The sequence below is a fragment of the Tropicimonas sp. TH_r6 genome, from assembly GCF_033101155.1.
Taxonomy (GTDB): domain Bacteria; phylum Pseudomonadota; class Alphaproteobacteria; order Rhodobacterales; family Rhodobacteraceae; genus Tropicimonas.
The window spans coordinates 151,120-168,638 of record NZ_JAWMPX010000007.1 but is presented as its reverse complement, the minus strand read 5'-3'; the positions used below and the strand labels follow the sequence as shown (position 1 = coordinate 168,638).

14 protein-coding genes are annotated in these 17,519 nt (G+C 64.2%); 8 read left to right on the top strand and 6 right to left on the bottom strand.

Features of this window, described 5'->3' with window-relative positions:
• Nucleotides 1-19: 19 nt before the first annotated feature.
• From R3X27_RS09510 to R3X27_RS09495, 4 genes are read right to left on the bottom strand one after another with little or no spacing between them, the layout of a single operon-like run.
• A complete protein-coding gene (locus R3X27_RS09510) occupies nt 20-1,021 on the bottom strand; it encodes an ABC transporter permease (RefSeq protein WP_317708616.1) in 1,002 nt (333 codons plus the stop codon).
• Complete coding sequence (locus R3X27_RS09505; RefSeq protein WP_317708615.1) at nt 1,014-2,564, bottom strand: sugar ABC transporter ATP-binding protein; 1,551 nt, start codon at nt 2,562-2,564, stop codon at nt 1,014-1,016. The genes R3X27_RS09510 and R3X27_RS09505 overlap by 8 nt, the downstream gene beginning before the upstream one ends.
• A gap of 7 nt (nt 2,565-2,571) precedes the next feature.
• Nucleotides 2,572-3,717 (bottom strand): Gfo/Idh/MocA family oxidoreductase, encoded by a 1,146-nt coding sequence (locus R3X27_RS09500; protein WP_317708614.1) that lies wholly within the window; start codon nt 3,715-3,717, stop codon nt 2,572-2,574.
• A gap of 2 nt (nt 3,718-3,719) precedes the next feature.
• Nucleotides 3,720-4,772 (bottom strand): sugar phosphate isomerase/epimerase, encoded by a 1,053-nt coding sequence (locus R3X27_RS09495; protein ID WP_317708613.1) that lies wholly within the window; start codon nt 4,770-4,772, stop codon nt 3,720-3,722.
• 185 nt (nt 4,773-4,957) lie between these two features.
• Between R3X27_RS09495 and R3X27_RS09490 the strand changes: the two genes are divergently transcribed.
• Nucleotides 4,958-6,028, top strand: coding sequence for a LacI family DNA-binding transcriptional regulator (locus R3X27_RS09490; protein ID WP_317708612.1), 1,071 nt, complete (start codon nt 4,958-4,960; stop codon nt 6,026-6,028).
• Nucleotides 6,025-7,347, top strand: coding sequence for a cytochrome-c peroxidase (locus R3X27_RS09485; protein WP_317708611.1), 1,323 nt, complete (start codon nt 6,025-6,027; stop codon nt 7,345-7,347). The genes R3X27_RS09490 and R3X27_RS09485 overlap by 4 nt, the downstream gene beginning before the upstream one ends.
• A gap of 180 nt (nt 7,348-7,527) precedes the next feature.
• On the opposite strand, the gene R3X27_RS09480 is transcribed toward R3X27_RS09485, so the two are convergent.
• The gene (locus R3X27_RS09480) at nt 7,528-9,078 is read right to left on the bottom strand and encodes a CRTAC1 family protein (RefSeq protein WP_317708610.1); all 1,551 of its coding nucleotides are present in this window, start codon (nt 9,076-9,078) and stop codon (nt 7,528-7,530) included.
• Entirely contained in the window at nt 9,075-10,340 is a 1,266-nt protein-coding gene (locus tag R3X27_RS09475; RefSeq protein WP_317708609.1) for an ROK family protein, read from the bottom strand. Before R3X27_RS09475 ends, R3X27_RS09480 begins: the two co-directional genes overlap by 4 nt.
• A gap of 226 nt (nt 10,341-10,566) precedes the next feature.
• Between R3X27_RS09475 and xylF the strand changes: the two genes are divergently transcribed.
• The 6 genes from xylF (at nt 10,567) to R3X27_RS09445 (ending at nt 17,467) form a co-directional block, all read left to right on the top strand.
• The gene (xylF, locus tag R3X27_RS09470) at nt 10,567-11,592 is read left to right on the top strand and encodes a D-xylose ABC transporter substrate-binding protein (RefSeq protein WP_317708608.1); all 1,026 of its coding nucleotides are present in this window, start codon (nt 10,567-10,569) and stop codon (nt 11,590-11,592) included.
• Nucleotides 11,593-11,675: 83 nt separating this feature from the next.
• Nucleotides 11,676-12,974, top strand: coding sequence for a sugar ABC transporter permease (locus R3X27_RS09465; protein WP_317708607.1), 1,299 nt, complete (start codon nt 11,676-11,678; stop codon nt 12,972-12,974).
• A 3-nt stretch (nt 12,975-12,977) separates the two neighbouring features.
• Nucleotides 12,978-13,751, top strand: a complete 774-nt coding sequence (locus R3X27_RS09460) for an ATP-binding cassette domain-containing protein (protein ID WP_317708606.1) — start codon at nt 12,978-12,980, stop codon at nt 13,749-13,751.
• Nucleotides 13,751-15,190 (top strand): xylulokinase, encoded by a 1,440-nt coding sequence (gene xylB / locus R3X27_RS09455; protein ID WP_317708605.1) that lies wholly within the window; start codon nt 13,751-13,753, stop codon nt 15,188-15,190. Before R3X27_RS09460 ends, xylB begins: the two co-directional genes overlap by 1 nt.
• The gene (gene xylA, locus R3X27_RS09450; protein WP_317708604.1) at nt 15,187-16,491 is read left to right on the top strand and encodes a xylose isomerase; all 1,305 of its coding nucleotides are present in this window, start codon (nt 15,187-15,189) and stop codon (nt 16,489-16,491) included. The genes xylB and xylA overlap by 4 nt, the downstream gene beginning before the upstream one ends.
• Nucleotides 16,492-16,897: 406 nt before the next feature.
• Nucleotides 16,898-17,467, top strand: coding sequence for a YSC84-related protein (locus tag R3X27_RS09445; protein WP_317708603.1), 570 nt, complete (start codon nt 16,898-16,900; stop codon nt 17,465-17,467).
• The last annotated feature ends 52 nt before the right edge of the window (nt 17,468-17,519 follow it).

Here is a 17,519-nt window from a genome sequence, read left to right as displayed (position 1 = left end):
CGACGGGGCAGTTTTCCCGTCAGCGGGATGACTTCCTGGCGCGCTGCAGCACAACCGCCAGAATGATGATCACGCCCTGGATCGCCCCGTTGAGATAGGGGGACACAAGGTCCGTGAGATTGAGGATATTGTCGATCAGCCCGAGGATGAGCACACCGACCACGGTGCCCCAGACCCGGCCATAGCCGCCCGAGAGCAGGGTGCCGCCGATGATGACCGCGGCAATGGTCTCCAGTTCCCAGAGCAGGCCGGTGGAGTTCGAGGCCGAGCCGAGACGCGGCACGTAGAGAACCGAGGCCAACCCCACCAGGATGCCAAGCACGATATAGGTCATCAGCCGGACATTCTTGACATGCACGGCCGAGTAGCGCGCAACCTGCTCATTGGAGCCGATAGCGGCGCAGTGGCGGCCATAGGCCGTGTGGCGCATGGCGATCTCGCCGAGAATGGCGACAATGGCAAAGACGATGATTGGCCAGCGGATGCCGAACAGCCCGCCGTAATAGACCGGCTCATAGATCGAGCCGAGCGAGAAATTCAGCGAGATGGTGCCGCCATCGGCCATCCAGGTCACGAGGCTTCGGAAGATCACCATCATGCCCAGCGTCACGATGAAAGCTTCGATCCCCATTCGGGTGATCAACAGCCCGTTCACCGCGCCCGCCGCTGCCCCGAGCATGAGCCCCGTTCCCATGCCGACGAGGATCACGCCCCAGTTCGTCCCGAGGCTCGGAATCAGCCCGTTCATCACCATGATCATGATGCCCGCGATGAAGGCCGTCATCGAGCCGACCGAAAGGTCGAGCCCGCCGGCCGTGATCACGAAGGTCATGCCAACGGCCATGATGCCGATGAAGGAGGAGCGCGAGAGCACGTTGGTGATGTTCTTGGACCCGAGGAAATCGGGGTTCAGCAGATAGCCGACAACCACCAGCACGATGAGTGCCAGGATCGGTCCGAGCGCCTGCAAGTCGAATTTGAACCCTGCCTTGCCGGGGGCATTGCTGGTCGTCTCACTCATGGCCATTGCCCTTCTTGTCCAGTCCCATTGCGAGGCGCACGATCGTGTCCTCGTTCACATCATCGCCCGTCACTTCACCCGCGATCCGTCCGCGCCGCATGACCGCGACCCGGTCGCACAGGCCGATCACCTCGGTCATTTCCGAAGAGATCACGACGACGGAATGGCCCGCATCGGCGAGCGCATGGATGAAGGTGTAGAATTGCTGCTTGGTGCCGACATCGATCCCGCGCGTGGGTTCGTCGATGATGACGATCTGCGGCTCGGCCAACATGATCTTGGCCAGCAGCACCTTCTGTTGATTGCCGCCCGACATATTGCCGACCAGCACGTCGCGCGACGGCGCGCGGATGTCGAACTCCTCGATCGCCTTGTCGAGTGCGGCTTCCTCGGCTTTCCGATCGATGACGATATTGCTGAACTTCTTCAGCGCCAGCAACGTCAGGTTGCGCCGCATGTCCTGGGTCAGGATCAGGCCGTTTTCCTTGCGGTCCTCGGGCAGGTAGACGAGCCCCGCCTTCATCGCATCTTCCGCGTTATGGATCCGTACCGGCGCACCGTTGATGGCGACCGAGCCGGTGGAGGGGCGAACGCCGAACAGCCCCTCCATCAGCTCGGTGCGGCCGGACCCGACGAGCCCGGCAAAGCCGAGAATCTCGCCCCGTCGAAGGGCAAAGGAGACGTCCTTCACGAGCGTTCCGATGGTAAAACCTTCCACCTCCAGAACCGGTTCGGCCCCATCGGCCGGGCGTTTGGGCGGGAACATGTCGGAGAGGTCGCGCCCGACCATTGCCTCGGCCATCTGGTCTTCATTGAGCTCGCCCCGCTGCGCAGTGCGGACAATCCGCCCGTCGCGCATGACCGTGATCCGGTCGGCAATGCGGGCCACCTCGTCGAGCTTGTGCGAGGTGTAGAGAATGGCGGTGCCCTCGGCTTTCAGCCGGTCGATCTGGCGGAAAAGCACCTCGGTTTCGCGCGTGGTCAGCGCGGCGGTCGGCTCATCCATGATCAGCACACGCGCCTTGCGCGACAGCGCCTTGGCGATCTCGACCATCTGCTTCTCCGGCACGGAGATATCGGCGGTCTTGGAGCGCGGATCGAGTGGCGTTTCCAGCCGGCCAAGAAGATCACGGGTCTGGGCGCGCATGGCGGCGTGATCCAGCAGGAAGCCACGTTTAAGCTCATGGCCAAGGAAGATATTCTCCTCCACGGAAAGCTGCTGCGCGAGGTTGAATTCCTGGTGAATGAGGGTCACGCCCATTGCTTCGGCCTCGCGAGAGCGGGCGAATGTCACCGGGGCGGCGTCCAGCACGACCTCGCCGTCGGAGGCCGCAAGATAGCCGGACATGATCTTCATCGTGGTCGATTTTCCGGCGCCGTTCTCACCGATCAGGGCATGGACCTCGCCCGGATAGAGCTCCATCGAGATGTCGAAGAGGATCTGGATGGGGCCAAAGGAGCGCTGCACATTGCTAAGCGCAAGGATGGGGGCCGCGGACTCGGTCCGCGGCGCTCCCGTCATATTGGCGGCGGCCAGGCTCATGCGCGCCTCATGCCAGCTTGACCCAGGCCGCGTCCCGCGCCGAGCTGCGCACGCAGGCATCGACAAAGGAGACGCCGGTCAGCCCGTCCTGAACGCTCGGGAAGACGACATCGGCCGGGATTTCCTCACCCGCCAGCTTCGCCCGGATCGCCCGTGCGGCCTCCGAGTAGATATTGGCGAAGCCTTCCAGATAGCCCTCGGGGTGGCCGCCCGGCGTCCTTGAGACGCGGTTGGCCACATCGCGCGCGCCGGATCCGGAGCGGGTCAGCAGTCGCTTGGGCTCGCCAAACGGCGTGTACCAGAGATAGTTCGGGTCCTCCTGGGACCATTCCAGCCCGCCCTTCTCGCCATAAACACGCAGTTTGAGGGCGTTTTCATTGCCCGGCGCCACTTGCGAACACCAGAGCATGCCGCGCGCGCCGCCCTTGAAGCGGAGCATGACATGGCCATTGTCGTCCACGCGGCGACCGGTGACGAAGCTCTGCAGATCGGCGGAGAGCGTTTCCAGCTCCAGCCCGGTCACGAAGCTCGCGAGGTTGAAAGCGTGGGTGCCGATGTCGCCTGTGGAGCCTCCTGCCCCGGAGCGTTCCGGGTCCGTGCGCCATTCGGATTGCTTGTTGGCGCCGGTCTGCTCCTCGGCCTCGGTCAGCCAGTCCTGCGGGTACTCGACCTGCACAACTCGGAGCGTGCCAAGCTCGCCCTTCGCCACCATCTCGCGCGCTTGGCGCACCATCGGGTAACCGGTGTAGTTATGGGTCAGCACGAACAGCGCGTCGCTCTCGTCCGCCAGCTTCACCAGCTTGCGGGCATCCGGCAGGGTCGAGGTCAGCGGCTTGTCGCAGATCACATGGATGCCGCGCTTGAGAAACTCGCGCGCCGCCGGGTAATGGACATGGTTCGGCGTGACAATCGCCACGGCCTGGATGCCGTCCTTGATCCGGTTTTCGCGGATCGCCATCTCGCGGAAATCGCCATAGATCCGGTCGGGGGCGAGGCCAAGAGCCTCGCCCGAGGCTTTCGCCCTCTCCGGAGTGGAACTCAAAGCGCCTGCAACCAGTTGATATTCCCCGTCGATCCGGGAGGCGATGCGGTGGACAGCGCCGATAAAGGCGTCATTGCCACCACCAACCATGCCAAGTCTGATAGGTGCCATGATCAGATCCCCAGCATCTTCTTGTTGGCCTCTTCATCGGTCCCGCCATCGGCGAAATCGTCAAAGGCCTTTTCGGTGACGCGGATGATGTGATCCTTGACGAATTGCGCCCCTTCGCGCGCACCGTCCTCGGGGTGTTTGAGGCAGCATTCCCATTCGACCACGGCCCAGCCGTCGAAATCATTGGCAGCCATCTTGGAGAAGATCGCACCGAAATCGCACTGCCCGTCGCCAAGGCTGCGGAAGCGACCCGCGCGGTCCGTCCAGCCCTGGTAGCCGGAATAGACACCTTGTTTGCCGGTCGGATTGAACTCGGCATCCTTGACGTGGAACATGCCGATCCGGTCCTTGTAGATGTCGATATTGTCCAGGTAATCAAGGCATTGCAGGACGTAGTGGGACGGATCGTAGAGCATCATCGCGCGCGGATGGTTGTTCACGCGCTCAAGGAACATCTCGAAGGTCACACCGTCATGCAGGTCCTCCCCCGGATGGATCTCATAGCAGACATTGACGCCGCATTCATCCGCATGATCAAGGATCGGCTTCCAGCGCCGCGCCAACTCGTCGAAGGCAGTCTCGATGAGGCCGGCAGGCCGCTGCGGCCAGGGATAGATGTAAGGCCATGCCAGCGCGCCGGAGAAGCTCGCATGGGCGGTGATCCCCATGTTCTTCGAGGCGGAAAGCGCCTTCTTGACCTGATCCACGGCCCATTCCTGGCGCGCCTTCGGATTTCCGCGCACCTCGGGGGCCGCGAAACCGTCGAAAGCGGTGTCATAGGCGGGATGCACGGCCACGAGCTGGCCCTGCAGGTGGGTCGAAAGCTCGGTGACCTCGACGCCGTTTTCGGCCGCCTTGCCCTTGAACTCGTCGCAGTAATCCTTGCTCTCGGCCGCTTTCGCGAGATCGATGAGCCGGCCATCCCAGCTCGGGACCTGCACGCCGAGATAGCCGCAATCCGCGGCCCATTTGGTGATGCTGTCCCAGGAATTGAACGGCGCCTCGTCTCCGGCAAACTGGGCCAGGAAAAGAGCGGGTCCCTTGATCGTCTTCATCGCACAACCTCCTCGGCCGGCGAAGTGGCGCGCTCTCGCGCAGCCCCTCCCCGGCATTTGCGAATCGCAGATGTAATCCTTTACATCACGAGCATATCCTGCATGTAATCGATTACAAGATAGAAACTCAGCTATGTACGCATTGCCCCATCCATTGGGACGAAGCCCGCACAAAGGCTTGATACATGGGAGAAATCACCTCTCGCGCCCCCTCGATCCGCGATGTCGCGCAGGTTGCCGGCGTCTCCACGGCGACCGTGAGTCGGACGCTGTCGACTCCGGACGTGGTGTCGAAATCGACCCGCGAAGCGGTCTTCGCCGCCATCGAGGAAACGGGCTACCGGGTCAATCTCGCCGCGCGCAACCTGCGCAAGCGCGAGACCGGCGCAATTGCCGTGCTGGTGCCCAATCTCGCCAACCCGTTTTTCTCCCGCATCCTGTCGGGCATTGCCGAGGTGATGATGGAAGCCGGCTTGAATGTGCTGATCGCCGACACCAAGCCGACAGCTGACGGCGAGCACAGCTTCCCCGAATATGTCCGGCAGAACCATGTCGACGGGATCATCGTGCTCGACGGCAAGCTGCGGCACGAGAAGCTCCTCGACCGGGGCAGCGCCGATATCCGCGCGCCGATGGTCTTTGCCTGTGAATGGATCGCCTCGATCGGGCGTCCTGTTGTGACGGTGGACAACCAAGAGGCTTCGGTGCGGGCGGTGCAGCACCTGCTCAAGCTCGGGCATCGCAAGATCGGCCATATCTGCGGTCCACCGGACAATGTGCTCTCGTCAAGCCGGCTGGAAGGTGCGCATGGCGCGATGCAATCGGTCGGGTTGCGGATGAAGCCGGACTGGATTTATCCGGGCGACTTCTCGCTGCAATCGGGCGCAGAGGCCGCAAAGCTCTGGTTTGCCTCCACAGACCGACCAACGGCCGTCTTCGCGGCCTGTGACGAGATGGCGCTCGGTTTCATCGGCGCGCTGATGCGGCGCGAGGTGAATGTCCCGAACGACGTCTCCGTGGTCGGATTCGACGACCTGGAGATGGCGGCCCACTTCGTGCCGGCGCTGACAACCGTCCGGCAGCCGCGCGCGACCATGGGACGGGCGGCGGCACGGATGCTTTTGGAGCGGATGCGGATGCGTCCCGAAGACCGTGTTGCAGGCCCCGCGCCGCGCATTATCCTGCCGGTGAAACTGGCCGAGAGGGAATCCACGGCACCGCCACCGGGCCGAGGAGAGGAAGAAAGCAAACCATGAAATTTGTTCACCTTATTGCGGCGACAAGCTGGCTTGCCGGGCAGGGCATCGCGGGCGAGTTGCCTCCGCCTGTGACGGACGCGATGTATATGCCGGCCAGCCCGCAGATGGTCGAACTGGGGCGCCTGCTCTTCTGGGACCCGGTCCTGTCGGGCAACCGCAACATCTCCTGCGGCACCTGTCACCACCCGAAATTCGGTACATCGGACGGGGTGTCGCTCTCCATCGGCGAAGGCGCCACGGGGCTCGGGCCGGACCGCGTGCCGGACCCGGCGAACCCGCCCGAGCAGCGAATCCCGCGCAACGCGCCTGCGCTGTTCAATCTCGGGGCGTTGGAGTTCACCGTGCTCTTCCATGACGGCCGGATCGAGGCCGACCCCGACGAGCCGAACGGGCTGCGCACTCCGCTCGATCAGGAGATGGTGCAAGGCTTTTCCGGCGTGCTCTCGGCGCAGACCATGTTCCCGGTGCTCAGCCAGGACGAGATGGCCGGGCATTACGGCGAAAACGAGATCTCCAAGGCCGTCCGCTCGGGACGGCTGACCGGCGAGGACGGTGCCTGGGACCTGATCGCGCAGCGGGTGCGGGCGAACCCGGACTATCAGGCCGGGTTCGAGGCCGCCCTGCCGGAGGTTGCGGCCGGCAAGCCGATTTCCTTCACCGATATTTCCGACGCCATTGCCGAGTTCATCGCCTGGGAATGGCGGTCCGATGACAGCGCCTTTGACCGTCATCTGCGCGGCGAGGCGGCGCTTGAGGGCGCCGCACAGCAGGGCATGACGCTGTTTTACGGCGATGCCGGCTGCGCCAGCTGCCATTCCGGCCCGTTCCAGACAGACCACGCGTTCCACGCGATGGGTGTTCCGCAACTCGGCCCCGGCAAAGCCGAACGTTTCGAGAGCCATGCACGGGATGAAGGACGGTTCCGCGTGACCGGGCGCGCCGAGGATCTCTATGCCTTCCTGACCCCGAGCCTGCGCAATATCGCCCTGACCGGGCCATACGGGCATAGCGGTGCCCATCGCGACCTCGGCGCCTTCATTGCCTATCACGCGGATCCGGCAACGGGCTTCGCCGCGTTCGACCGCGAACAACCGATCCTGCAGGAGTTCGAAGGCAAGCCCGTCTGGGCGGCGATTGACGAGGGGGGCGAAGGCGACCGGATCCTCGCGGCGCTGGACCCGGAGCCGATCGCGCTCTCACCCGAGGACATCTCGGCCCTTGCCGCCTTCCTCGAAAGCTTGACGGGGGATCGTGGCGCTGAGGGTCGGCTGGGTATTCCGGATCGGGTCCCAAGCGGATTGCCGGTGGATCACTGAGCGCGACCAAGCGAGTGCATTGTGCCGCAAGGCCACATCTGGACGAAGCGTTGAAAGGCACGGAAGAAAGCGAAGCCGCCGGACCGTCCCGGCGGTCTGGCGCGGACATGGCTACCGCTGGAACGTCTTGTGGCCGCAACGACTTGCGACATTGTCCGTAGAACGCTCTTCAAAGATCTCCTAGTCGATCTCGCGCAGCTCCACCTGCCCACCCGATTGTCTCCAGACCTGGTAGCTCCGTCCCGCCTTGGCCGTGACCCAGTCGCCGGTCTCGCCCGCAGGCCAGATCACACGCAGCTCAACCTCCTCCAGCGCCCCCAGCCCGAAATGCTCCGGCACCGACCGGCCCGAGCCATGCCCGCCGCCCGAGGTGACCTCGCGCGCCACGATCCGCCCATCGGGCAGACGTAGTTCGATCCAGGCGCCGACGGCGAAGTCGTTCACCCCGACCTGGCGCGGGCGCAGCGCGATCCAGCGCCCTGCCCCGTCCGAGACATTGCGATAAAGCTCCATTGGCGCCCGGCGGTTGATCACCACGAGGTCCAGCAACCCGTCGCCGTCGAAATCCGCCAGCGCCGCGCCGCGCGCGCGATCCTGCGTCGCCACGCCAGCCTCGACAGACCGCTCCACGAAGCTCCCATCCGCCTGCTGGATTAGAAGGTTGTTCGGATCGTTGATGGCATTGCTCGGCATCTGGTCGACATTACCCTTGGCGATGAAGAGATCGTCGCGCCCGTCATTGTTCACGTCACCGAACTGCGCCGTCCATCCGGTCGAGGGGCGGCCGTCCTCGCCGATATGGGGCCGTTGCGCGAAGGTGCCGATCGAAAACGGCGCCTGTTCGTAGCCCGAGCGCCCCTCCGAGAGCAGCGTCAACTGGTCCGCCATCGAGGTCAGCACGAGGTCGGGCCGGCCATCGCCGGAAATGTCTCGGCTGGCGATGCCCATTCCCCAGATGGAAATCCGCGTCCAGCCGTCTTCCTCGCCCAGCAGGCGCGGCTCGCCCTCCATGCGCCACATCTGCTCCTCGCCCGCGCGCACGTAGTAATGCCGATCATTGGAGACGCGCAGATCCGCCCGGCCCTCCCGCATCCAATCCGAGAACAGCATCGAGAGCGCGCAGAATCCCGGCTCCAGGATCATCGGCGGACCATAATGGTCGCCGTCGGGACGGTGCAACTCGTTGACATCGCAGGCCTCGAAAGGCCCGTCCGGCTCGTCGCGGTCGACGTAATTGCCGATTGCGAGGGTCGGGAAGCGATGTCCCGTCTCCCAGGTCGCGGAGAAGGCAGTGGACCAGCGATCGCCGCCCTCGAAGCCGAGCCGCGCACCAGCCTCCTCGAAGCGGCACGCGCCAAGCCCTTTCAGCAGCTTGTTCTCTCCAACCCGCAGCACGGCCAGATCGAGGATCCCGTCATCGTCGATATCGAGCGGATAGGCACCGGTCACGCCGGTCAACTCGGGCATCCCCTCTCCAAGCCCGAAGGCAAACTCCTCGCCCGGCGCTGTGATCCGGTTGAGAAACAGCCGCGCCGGTGCAGTGCCGCCGGCGGCATAGATCTCCGGTCGGTGATCGCCATTGCAATCGAACACCGCCACGCCGCCGCCGACGAAATGCTCCCATCCGCCCGCATAGACATGCTCGACCGGCAGGGCGGCGCGCTCATCGACAAAACTGACCTCCGCCGCCGCCGGCAGCGCCATCAGCGCCAGAAGAGTGACTACCCTCATTGCCCGGCCTCCCCCACGAGTGCTTCGCTCGCCGCCGACAGCGCCAGCGTCGCCGCGCCACGCGCCCAGACAAGGTCGCCCCAGGCATTGGCCTCGATCCGCGGCAGCGCCCGCGCCTTGTTCAGCGTCAGCGCCCGCGCCTCGGCCAGCACGTCCTCGGCATAGAGATAGTCGTATTTCATCCGCGCGCCCGACAGGATCACGAGCGATGGATCGAAGAGGTTGATGACATTGGCAATCCCGGCCGAGAGGAACCGTCCTGCCCGTCGAAAGATCGTCCGTGCCGCCTCGTTGCCGGCCTTGGCCTGGTCATAGAGGCTCTCGAGGATCACCTGTGCCGAGCCGGACGCCGTCCGGTGCAGGTCCAGCGCCACGGAAGCCTCGCGCACCAGCGCATAGTCCGACACATAGGCCTCCAGGCAACCGCGCTGGCCGCAGCGGCAGAGCGCCCCGTCAAGCTGCACCTTCGTGTGGCCGAGCTCCATGCCGACCGAATGGGCGCCGCGATAGAGCTTGTGATCCATCACCAGCCCCATGCCGACGCCGTATTCCAGCGTGATCACGGCAAAATCGGCCAGACCGCGCCCGGCGCCATACCAGAGCTCGGCCAGCGTCAGCAGGTTGGCGTCATTGTCGACCTGCACCGGCAGGCCGAGCCGCGACGACATCAGTTCGGCGATCGGCAGCTCCGTGCCGCGGATGATCGGCGACCAGAGCGCCATCCCGCGCGCATGATCGACAATGCCCGGGACACCGAGCCCGACCCCCGAAAGCTGCGCCCGCTCCATTCCGGCCTTGTCCAGCAACAACCGCAGAAGGCTCTCCGCCTCTTCGACGAGAAGTTCGATCTCCGAGCGCAGGCTTGGGCGGTTCAGACTCGCCTCGACAACGGTCCGACCGGCGAAGTCGATGATCACGCCGGAATGGGTCTGGTCGCTGAGCTTGATCCCGACGACGAACCCTGCTTCTGGCCGCACCGCCAGCGCCACGGGCGGACGCCCGCGCCCACCTGGCTCTCGCGGCGCTTCGACCTCGCTCAGCAACCCGGCCCCGAGCAGGTCGGACACGAGGGTCGAGACCGAGGCGGGGCTCACATTGAGATGCTTGGCCACGTCAACGCGCGGGATCTGACCCTGCGAGCGGACACAGTCGAAAACCTGCTGGCGCAGCGGTGGCGCGGACGAATCATGGGCCGGAACGATCGGGCCACAGCCCGCTCCGGGCAGAGTGATCTTGTCAGAGTCTTCGGCAAATCCCTGCATATTTCCTTCACTCCACCAATAAAATACCTTTCTGCACCGCAGAAGATGTGACCGCAAACACGCAAAACAGCACAGGTTTTGCCCGAATTCTGGCCGAACACCGCATACTGAGGTGATTTTTATTTTGACAAATAAATTAATTCGGTCAATCTTTTTATCGGAGCGGCCCAAGGGGGAGTCTCGTGGACCGCCGCCCAACACGCAGGGCAAAATTCGGGAGGAATTCATGCGTAATCTTTTCATAGCGGCTGCCGCGCTGAGCACCGTCTTCACCACCACCGCGCTGGCCGAGGGCCTGACCGTTGGCGTGTCCTGGTCGAATTTCCAGGAAGAACGCTGGAAGACGGACGAGGCCGCCATGGTCGCCGCTCTTGAAGCCGCTGGCGCCACCTATGTTTCGGCCGACGCCCAATCGTCCGCCTCCAAGCAGCTTGCAGATGTCGAAGCGCTGATCGCGCAGGGCATCGACGCGCTGATCCTGTTGGCGCAGGACACCGAGGCCGCCATCCCCGCCGTGGCGCTTGCTGCGGATGAGGGCATTCCGGTTGTCGGTTATGACCGTCTGGTCGCCGATCCGCGCGCCTTCTACCTGACCTTCGACAATGTCGAGGTTGGCCGCATGCAGGCCCGCGCTGTTTTCGACGCCATGCCCAAGGGCAACTACGTGATGATCAAGGGCTCGCCCACCGACCCGAACGCAGACTTCCTGCGCGGCGGTCAGCAAGAAATCATCCAGGCGGCTGTTGACAGCGGCGACATCACCATCGTCGGCGAAGCCTATACCGACGGCTGGCTGCCGGCCAATGCACAGCGCAACATGGAACAGATCCTGACCGCGCAAGACAACAAGGTCGACGCCGTTGTCGCCTCCAATGATGGCACCGCCGGTGGCGTTGTCGCAGCCCTGACCGCTCAGGGCATGGAAGGCATCCCGGTTTCCGGTCAGGACGGCGACCATGCCGCGCTGAACCGCGTTGCCCTGGGCACCCAGACGGTGTCTGTCTTCAAGGACGCCCGTGATCTCGGCCGCAACGCCGCGGAAATCGCTGTTGCGCTGGCTGGCGGCACCGCCATGGCCGATGTCGACGGCGCGGCAGAGTGGACCTCACCCGATGGCGTGACCATGACCGCCAAGTTCCTGGCCCCGGTTCCGGTAACCCAGGAGAACCTCAGCTTCGTGACCGATGCCGGATGGATCGCGGTCGACAAGCTCTGCCAGGGCGTCGAGAACGGCCCGGCCCCCTGTAACTGACCCACACTCACGTAACTGAAGCGAACAGCCCCCGCCGATCACGGCGGGGGCAATCGGAACGCGCATCCCGGAGAGCGCCACACATGGCTGACCAGAACGCAAAGAGCGACCTGCCGCAGCAATCCCGCCGGAATATCCTCGACACGCTTGAACTCGACACCCGACTGCTTGGCATGATCGGTGCGTTCGTCGTCATCTGCGTTGTCTTCGATATCTGGACGGGCGGCCGGTTCCTGACCCCTCGCAATATCTTCAACCTGACGATCCAGACCGTCTCCGTTGCCATCATGGCAACCGGCATGGTCTTCGTCATCGTCACCCGCCACATCGACCTCAGCGTCGGCGCCCTGCTCGCCACCTGTTCGGCGTTCATGGGTATGGCCATGACCGCCTGGCTGCCAAACATCCTCGGCATCGAGCTTGGCTCCGGCATCATCGCTCCCATCGCGATTCTCGTCGGCATCGTCGTCGGCACGGCGATCGGCGCCTTCCATGGCTGGCTGATCGGGTATCTGACGATCCCTGCCTTCATCGTCACGCTGGGCGGCCTCTTCGTCTGGCGCAACGTCGCCTGGCACCTGTCCAGCGGCCAGACCCTCGGCCCGCTCGACCCGACCTATCTCAAGCTCGGCGGTATTTCCGGCACGCTCGGCGCCACCGGCTCCTGGGTCCTCGGCATCCTTGCCGCAGGCTTCTCCCTTTACCTGCTCTTCAACGCACGGCGCTCGAAAGTCGCGCATGGCTTCCCGGTCAAGCCCGTCTGGGCCGAACTGACCATTGCCGGCGTCGTCTCCGGCACCATTCTCGGCTTCGTCTGGATCCTCAACTCCTATGAGATCCCGGTCCGCAAGCTGGCCCGCGAATTCGCGGCCCGCGGCGAGGAAATGCCGGAAGGCTACACAGAGGTCTACGGTGTCCCCTACTCGGTGATCATCCTGATCATCGTCGCCCTGGTCATGACCGTGGTCGCACAGCGCACCCGCCTTGGCCGCTATATCTTCGCCACTGGCGGTAACCCCGAAGCGGCCCAGCTCTCGGGCATCGACACCAAGCTGCTGACGGTCAAGATCTTCGCCATTGTCGGCTTTCTCTGCGCCATCTCGGCGGTCGTTGCCTCCGCGCGCCTGACCTATCACACCAATGATATCGGCACGCTGGACGAACTTCGCGTCATCGCGGCGGCGGTCATCGGCGGCACGGCCCTCTCGGGCGGCTTCGGCACGATCTACGGCGCCATCCTCGGCGCGCTGATCATGCAGTCGCTGCAATCGGGCATGGCCATGGTCGGCGTCGAAGCGCCCTACCAGAACATCGTCGTCGGTATCGTGCTGGTCTTCGCGGTCTATGTCGACATCCTCTATCGCAAGCGGACGGGAGACTGACCCATGCCACTTGATACCTCAAATCGCGGCACGCCTCTTCTGGAACTGCGCAACATGCGCAAGAGCTTCGGCGGCATCCACGCCGTGGACGACGTTTCTCTGGATCTCTACCCCGGCGAGGTTGTCGGTGTTCTCGGCCATAACGGCGCCGGCAAATCGGTGCTGATGAAGATGCTGTCGGGCGCCTATCCGCGCGACAGCGGCCAGATCCTCATCAATGGCGAGGAGGCGCATATCGAGAACCCGCGCGATGCGCGCTCCTACAATATCGAGACGATCTATCAGACCCTTGCGCTGGCGGACAATCTCGACGCCGCCTCCAACCTGTTCCTGGGACGCGAATTGGTGACCCCGCTTGGCCTCGTGAACGACGCCAAGATGGAGTCGGAAACGCGCAAGATCATGAACCGGCTCAACCCCAACTTCCAGCGTTTCCACACGCCGGTCTCGGGGCTCTCGGGCGGCCAGCGGCAATCCGTCGCCATCTCCCGTGCGGTCTATTTCAACGCCAAGATCCTGATTATGGACGAACCCACTGCGGCGCTCGGCGTCGAGGAGACGGCCATGGTGGCCCGCCTCATCGACGAGCTGAAGGCGCAGGGGCTCGGCATCCTGCTGATCGACCATGACATCCACCAGGTGAAGGCGCTCTGCGACCGCGCTTCGGTGATGAAGAACGGCAAGCTGGTTGGCACGGTGCGGGTCGATGAAGTCTCCGAGGATGACATCCTCGGCATGATCATCCTGGGCAAGAACCCGGAGAATGGAGTGGAGTAATGTTTATCGGTCTGGACCTCGGGACATCGGGTCTCAAGGCGCTCTTGATCGACGAAGACCAGAAGGTCATCGCCGAAGCCACGGCGCCGCTTACCGTCTCACGCCCTGCCGCGGGCTGGTCGGAACAGGCGCCGGCGGATTGGCTGGCGGCAGCTTCGGCGGCGATGGACGGGCTGGCCGCCGCGTCCCCGCTGGCGGGCGTCAAGGGCATCGGGCTCTCGGGCCAGATGCATGGCGCCACGCTGCTGGACGCGGCCGATGACGTGTTGCGCCCCTGTATGCTCTGGAACGACACGCGCTCCTACCAAGAGGCCGCGGCGCTCGACGCCGCCCCGCTCTGGCGCGAAATCTCCGGCAATATCGTCTTCCCGGGCTTCACCGCACCAAAGGTAATGTGGGTTCAGAAGAACGAGCCAGAAGTCTTTGACAAGCTGGCAAAAGTTCTGCTTCCGAAAGACTACCTCCGGCTCTGGCTGACGGGCGAATACGTGTCCGAGATGTCGGATGCGGCCGGCACCTCCTGGCTCGATACCGGCAAGCGGGACTGGTCGGACGCACTGCTGGCCGGCTCCGATCTCAGCCGCGACCACATGCCGAGCCTTGTCGAAGGCGCGGCGGCCTCTGGCACGCTGCGCAAGGAACTGGCAGATCGCTGGGGCCTTCCGGGCAATGTCGTGGTCGCCGGTGGCGGCGGGGACAATGCCGCCTCCGCCGTTGGCGTGGGAGTCGTCAACGCGGGCGAGGCCTTCATCTCGCTCGGCACTTCGGGCGTGCTCTTCGCCGCCTCCGATGCCTACCAGCCGGACCCGGCCACGGCCGTGCACACCTTCTGCCACGCCCTGCCCGACACATGGCACCAGATGGGCGTGATCCTCGCGGCCACCGATGCGCTGAACTGGTACGCGAACCTCGTCGGCTCGGATGCGGCGACGCTCACGGGCACTCTGGGCGAGCTGCGCCGTCCGGGCCGGGCGATGTTCCTGCCCTATCTTGGCGGCGAACGGACCCCGCATAACGACGCCCAGATCCGCGGCGCCTTTACCGGGCTGGAACACGCCACCGATCAGGCTGCCGGCGCCGTTGCCGTGCTCGAAGGCGTGACCCATGCCGTGAAGGACAGCTATGACGCGCTGGCCTCAACCGGCACGAAATTCGAACGACTCATCGCCGTGGGCGGCGGGTCGCGCTCGGTTTACTGGCTGCAAGCCATCGCCACATCGCTCGACATGCCGGTGCAGGTGCCGGTGGCCGGCGATTTCGGCGGCGCTTTCGGCGCGGCACGCCTCGCGCTCATGGCGGCCACTGGTGCCGGGGCCGAGATCGCGACGATCCCGGAAATCTCCAAGGTGGTCGAGCCGGTCAAGGAACTCAAATCCGCTTTCGCCGATGCGCATGCGCGTTATCGCGACAGCTACCAAGCCCTCAGAGGTCTCTCATGACAAACTTCTTCGACGGTATCGCACCGGTCATATACAATCCCACCAGCGATAGCGACCTCGCCTTCCGCCACTACAACCCGGACGAGATGGTCATGGGCAAGCGGATGGAAGACCAGCTCCGCTTCGCAGTCGCCTATTGGCACAGCTTCGCCTGGGAAGGCGGCGACCCGTTTGGCGGGCGCACCTTCGAGCGGCCCTGGTATCCGCAGGACAACATGGCCAATGCGAAGCTCAAGGCGGATGCCGCCTTCGAGATGTTCGACATTCTCGGCCAGCCCTATTTCTGCTTCCATGACGCCGATATCTGCCCCGGCGGTAGCAATTTCGCCGAGTACAAACGCAATCTCGAAGAGATCATCGACTATCTCGCCGAGAAGATGGAAGGCTCCAGCACCAAGCTGCTCTGGGGCACGGCGAACATGTTCACCGACCGGCGCTTCATGTCCGGTGCGGCGACCAACCCGGACCCGGATGTCTTCGCCTGGTGCGCGGCAACGGTGAAATCCTGCATGGACGCGACCTTGAAGCTCGGCGGGCAGAACTACGTGCTCTGGGGGGGCCGCGAGGGCTACGAGACGCTTCTCAACACCGACCTGGTGAAAGAGCGCAACCAGGCCGGCCGCTTCCTGCAGATGGTGGTCGAGTACAAGAAGAAGATCGGCTTTGACGGGCTGATCCTGATCGAGCCCAAGCCGCAGGAGCCAAGCAAGCACCAGTACGATTACGATGTGAACACGGTCTATTCCTTCATCAAGGAGTTCGACCTCGAAGGCGAAGTGGCGATGAATATCGAGCAGGGCCACGCGATCCTCGCCGGGCACAGCTTCGAGCATGAGCTGGCCATGGCCGCCGCCTTCGGCATCCTCGGCTCCATCGACATGAACAAGAACGACTACCAGTCCGGCTGGGACACAGACCAGTTCCCGACCAACGTGCCGGAAGTGGCGCTGGCTTATTACGAGATCCTGAAATCGGGCGGTTTCACCACCGGTGGCACGAATTTCGATGCCAAGCTGCGGCGCCAGTCGCTCGACGCCGAGGACCTGATCGCCGGCCATGTCGGCGCGATGGATGTCTGCGCACGCGGGCTGAAGGCGGCAGCGGCAATGCTGGAAGATGGCGGTCTCGAAGCAGCCCGCGATGCCCGCTACGCCGGTTGGGACACCGATGTGAACAAGGCCATGCTGACCTCCGGCACGCTTGAGAGCATCGCAGCGCGGGTTGAGGCCGAGGATATCAATCCGCAGCCGCGCTCGGGACGGCAGGAACGGCTGGAGAACTATATCAACCGTTTCGTCTGACCTGATCGAACCTCTTGACGGACAGAACGGGCGCTCTTCAGGGCGCCCGTTTTCCTTTGGAGGGCGTCGCAAAGCAGCTTGGCCGGATTCGCGGAGTTTGCGGCCGTTCGCTACGACCGAAAATGCACCAGTGGTAGACGTTCCAGCGCCGGACCGTGGGCTGGCACGGCGGCTTCGCCTAGCTCCGTGCCGATCAGCGCTCTGCCCACAACGGTCCCCTTGGCTTCTGTCGAACCGGACCATTCCTCTGGGCCGCGCCCTTTCGACATCCCCAACAGGCAAAGGCTCGCCCAGCCCAACAGGCCCCATACAGCACCGCGTGACAGCCGCGCCAGAAAGGCGTATAACGCGGTCAACCGGCCGAAGCGCCGGAACCGAGGCAATTCAGGCAACCAGGGGCAGTCTCATGGACACAAGCACCTTTCTCTCTCGACGCGGCTTTCTCGCAACGGCTGCGGCCGGAACCGCCGCGTTGGCGGGATGCGCCAATGGCGTGAACTCCCAGGGCGGGTCGCGGATAGACCAGCGCGTTGACGCAACGCGCTCCTTCCTCTTCTCGACCTATCCCGGCACGGCGCAGCTCGAGCAAAAGGCAACGGGCGTGCTCTACATGCCGCTGATCACCAAGGCCGGGTTCGGCGTCGGCGGCAGCTACGGGACAGGCGCCCTGCGGATCAACAATTCCACCGTGGATTACTACGAGGCGCTGCAGGCCAATGTCGGCTTCCAGATCGGCGCCCAGCAATATGCCCATGCGCTCTTCTTCATGACCGCAGACGCGCTTCAAAGCTTCCGCACCTCGCATGGCTGGTCCGTTGGTGCCGATGCCGAATATGCGCTGGTCGACCAGGGCGGCAACCTCTCTGCCGAGACGCTGACGACGCTGGAACCGATCGTCGCACTGGTCTTTGCACAGGCAGGTCTGATCGCCGGCGCGACGCTTGGCGGAACGAAATATCGTCGCTTCATCCCCTGATCGGACGGGCAGCGACATCCGGATGAAGGGCGCGCGGATCTCCGCGCGCCTT

Bases quoted from the DNA above. Each gene is read 5' to 3' on its own strand.
- R3X27_RS09510 (WP_317708616.1), bottom strand. From the start codon at position 1,021: ATGAGTGAGACGACCAGCAATGCCCCCGGCAAGGCAGGGTTCAAATTC.
- R3X27_RS09505 (WP_317708615.1), bottom strand. From the start codon at position 2,564: ATGAGCCTGGCCGCCGCCAATATGACGGGAGCGCCGCGGACCGAGTCC.
- R3X27_RS09500 (WP_317708614.1), bottom strand. From the start codon at position 3,717: ATGGCACCTATCAGACTTGGCATGGTTGGTGGTGGCAATGACGCCTTT.
- R3X27_RS09495 (WP_317708613.1), bottom strand. From the start codon at position 4,772: ATGAAGACGATCAAGGGACCCGCTCTTTTCCTGGCCCAGTTTGCCGGA.
- R3X27_RS09490 (WP_317708612.1), top strand. From the start codon at position 4,958: ATGGGAGAAATCACCTCTCGCGCCCCCTCGATCCGCGATGTCGCGCAG.
- R3X27_RS09485 (WP_317708611.1), top strand. From the start codon at position 6,025: ATGAAATTTGTTCACCTTATTGCGGCGACAAGCTGGCTTGCCGGGCAG.
- R3X27_RS09480 (WP_317708610.1), bottom strand. From the start codon at position 9,078: ATGAGGGTAGTCACTCTTCTGGCGCTGATGGCGCTGCCGGCGGCGGCG.
- R3X27_RS09475 (WP_317708609.1), bottom strand. From the start codon at position 10,340: ATGCAGGGATTTGCCGAAGACTCTGACAAGATCACTCTGCCCGGAGCG.
- xylF (WP_317708608.1), top strand. From the start codon at position 10,567: ATGCGTAATCTTTTCATAGCGGCTGCCGCGCTGAGCACCGTCTTCACC.
- R3X27_RS09465 (WP_317708607.1), top strand. From the start codon at position 11,676: ATGGCTGACCAGAACGCAAAGAGCGACCTGCCGCAGCAATCCCGCCGG.
- R3X27_RS09460 (WP_317708606.1), top strand. From the start codon at position 12,978: ATGCCACTTGATACCTCAAATCGCGGCACGCCTCTTCTGGAACTGCGC.
- xylB (WP_317708605.1), top strand. From the start codon at position 13,751: ATGTTTATCGGTCTGGACCTCGGGACATCGGGTCTCAAGGCGCTCTTG.
- xylA (WP_317708604.1), top strand. From the start codon at position 15,187: ATGACAAACTTCTTCGACGGTATCGCACCGGTCATATACAATCCCACC.
- R3X27_RS09445 (WP_317708603.1), top strand. From the start codon at position 16,898: ATGGACACAAGCACCTTTCTCTCTCGACGCGGCTTTCTCGCAACGGCT.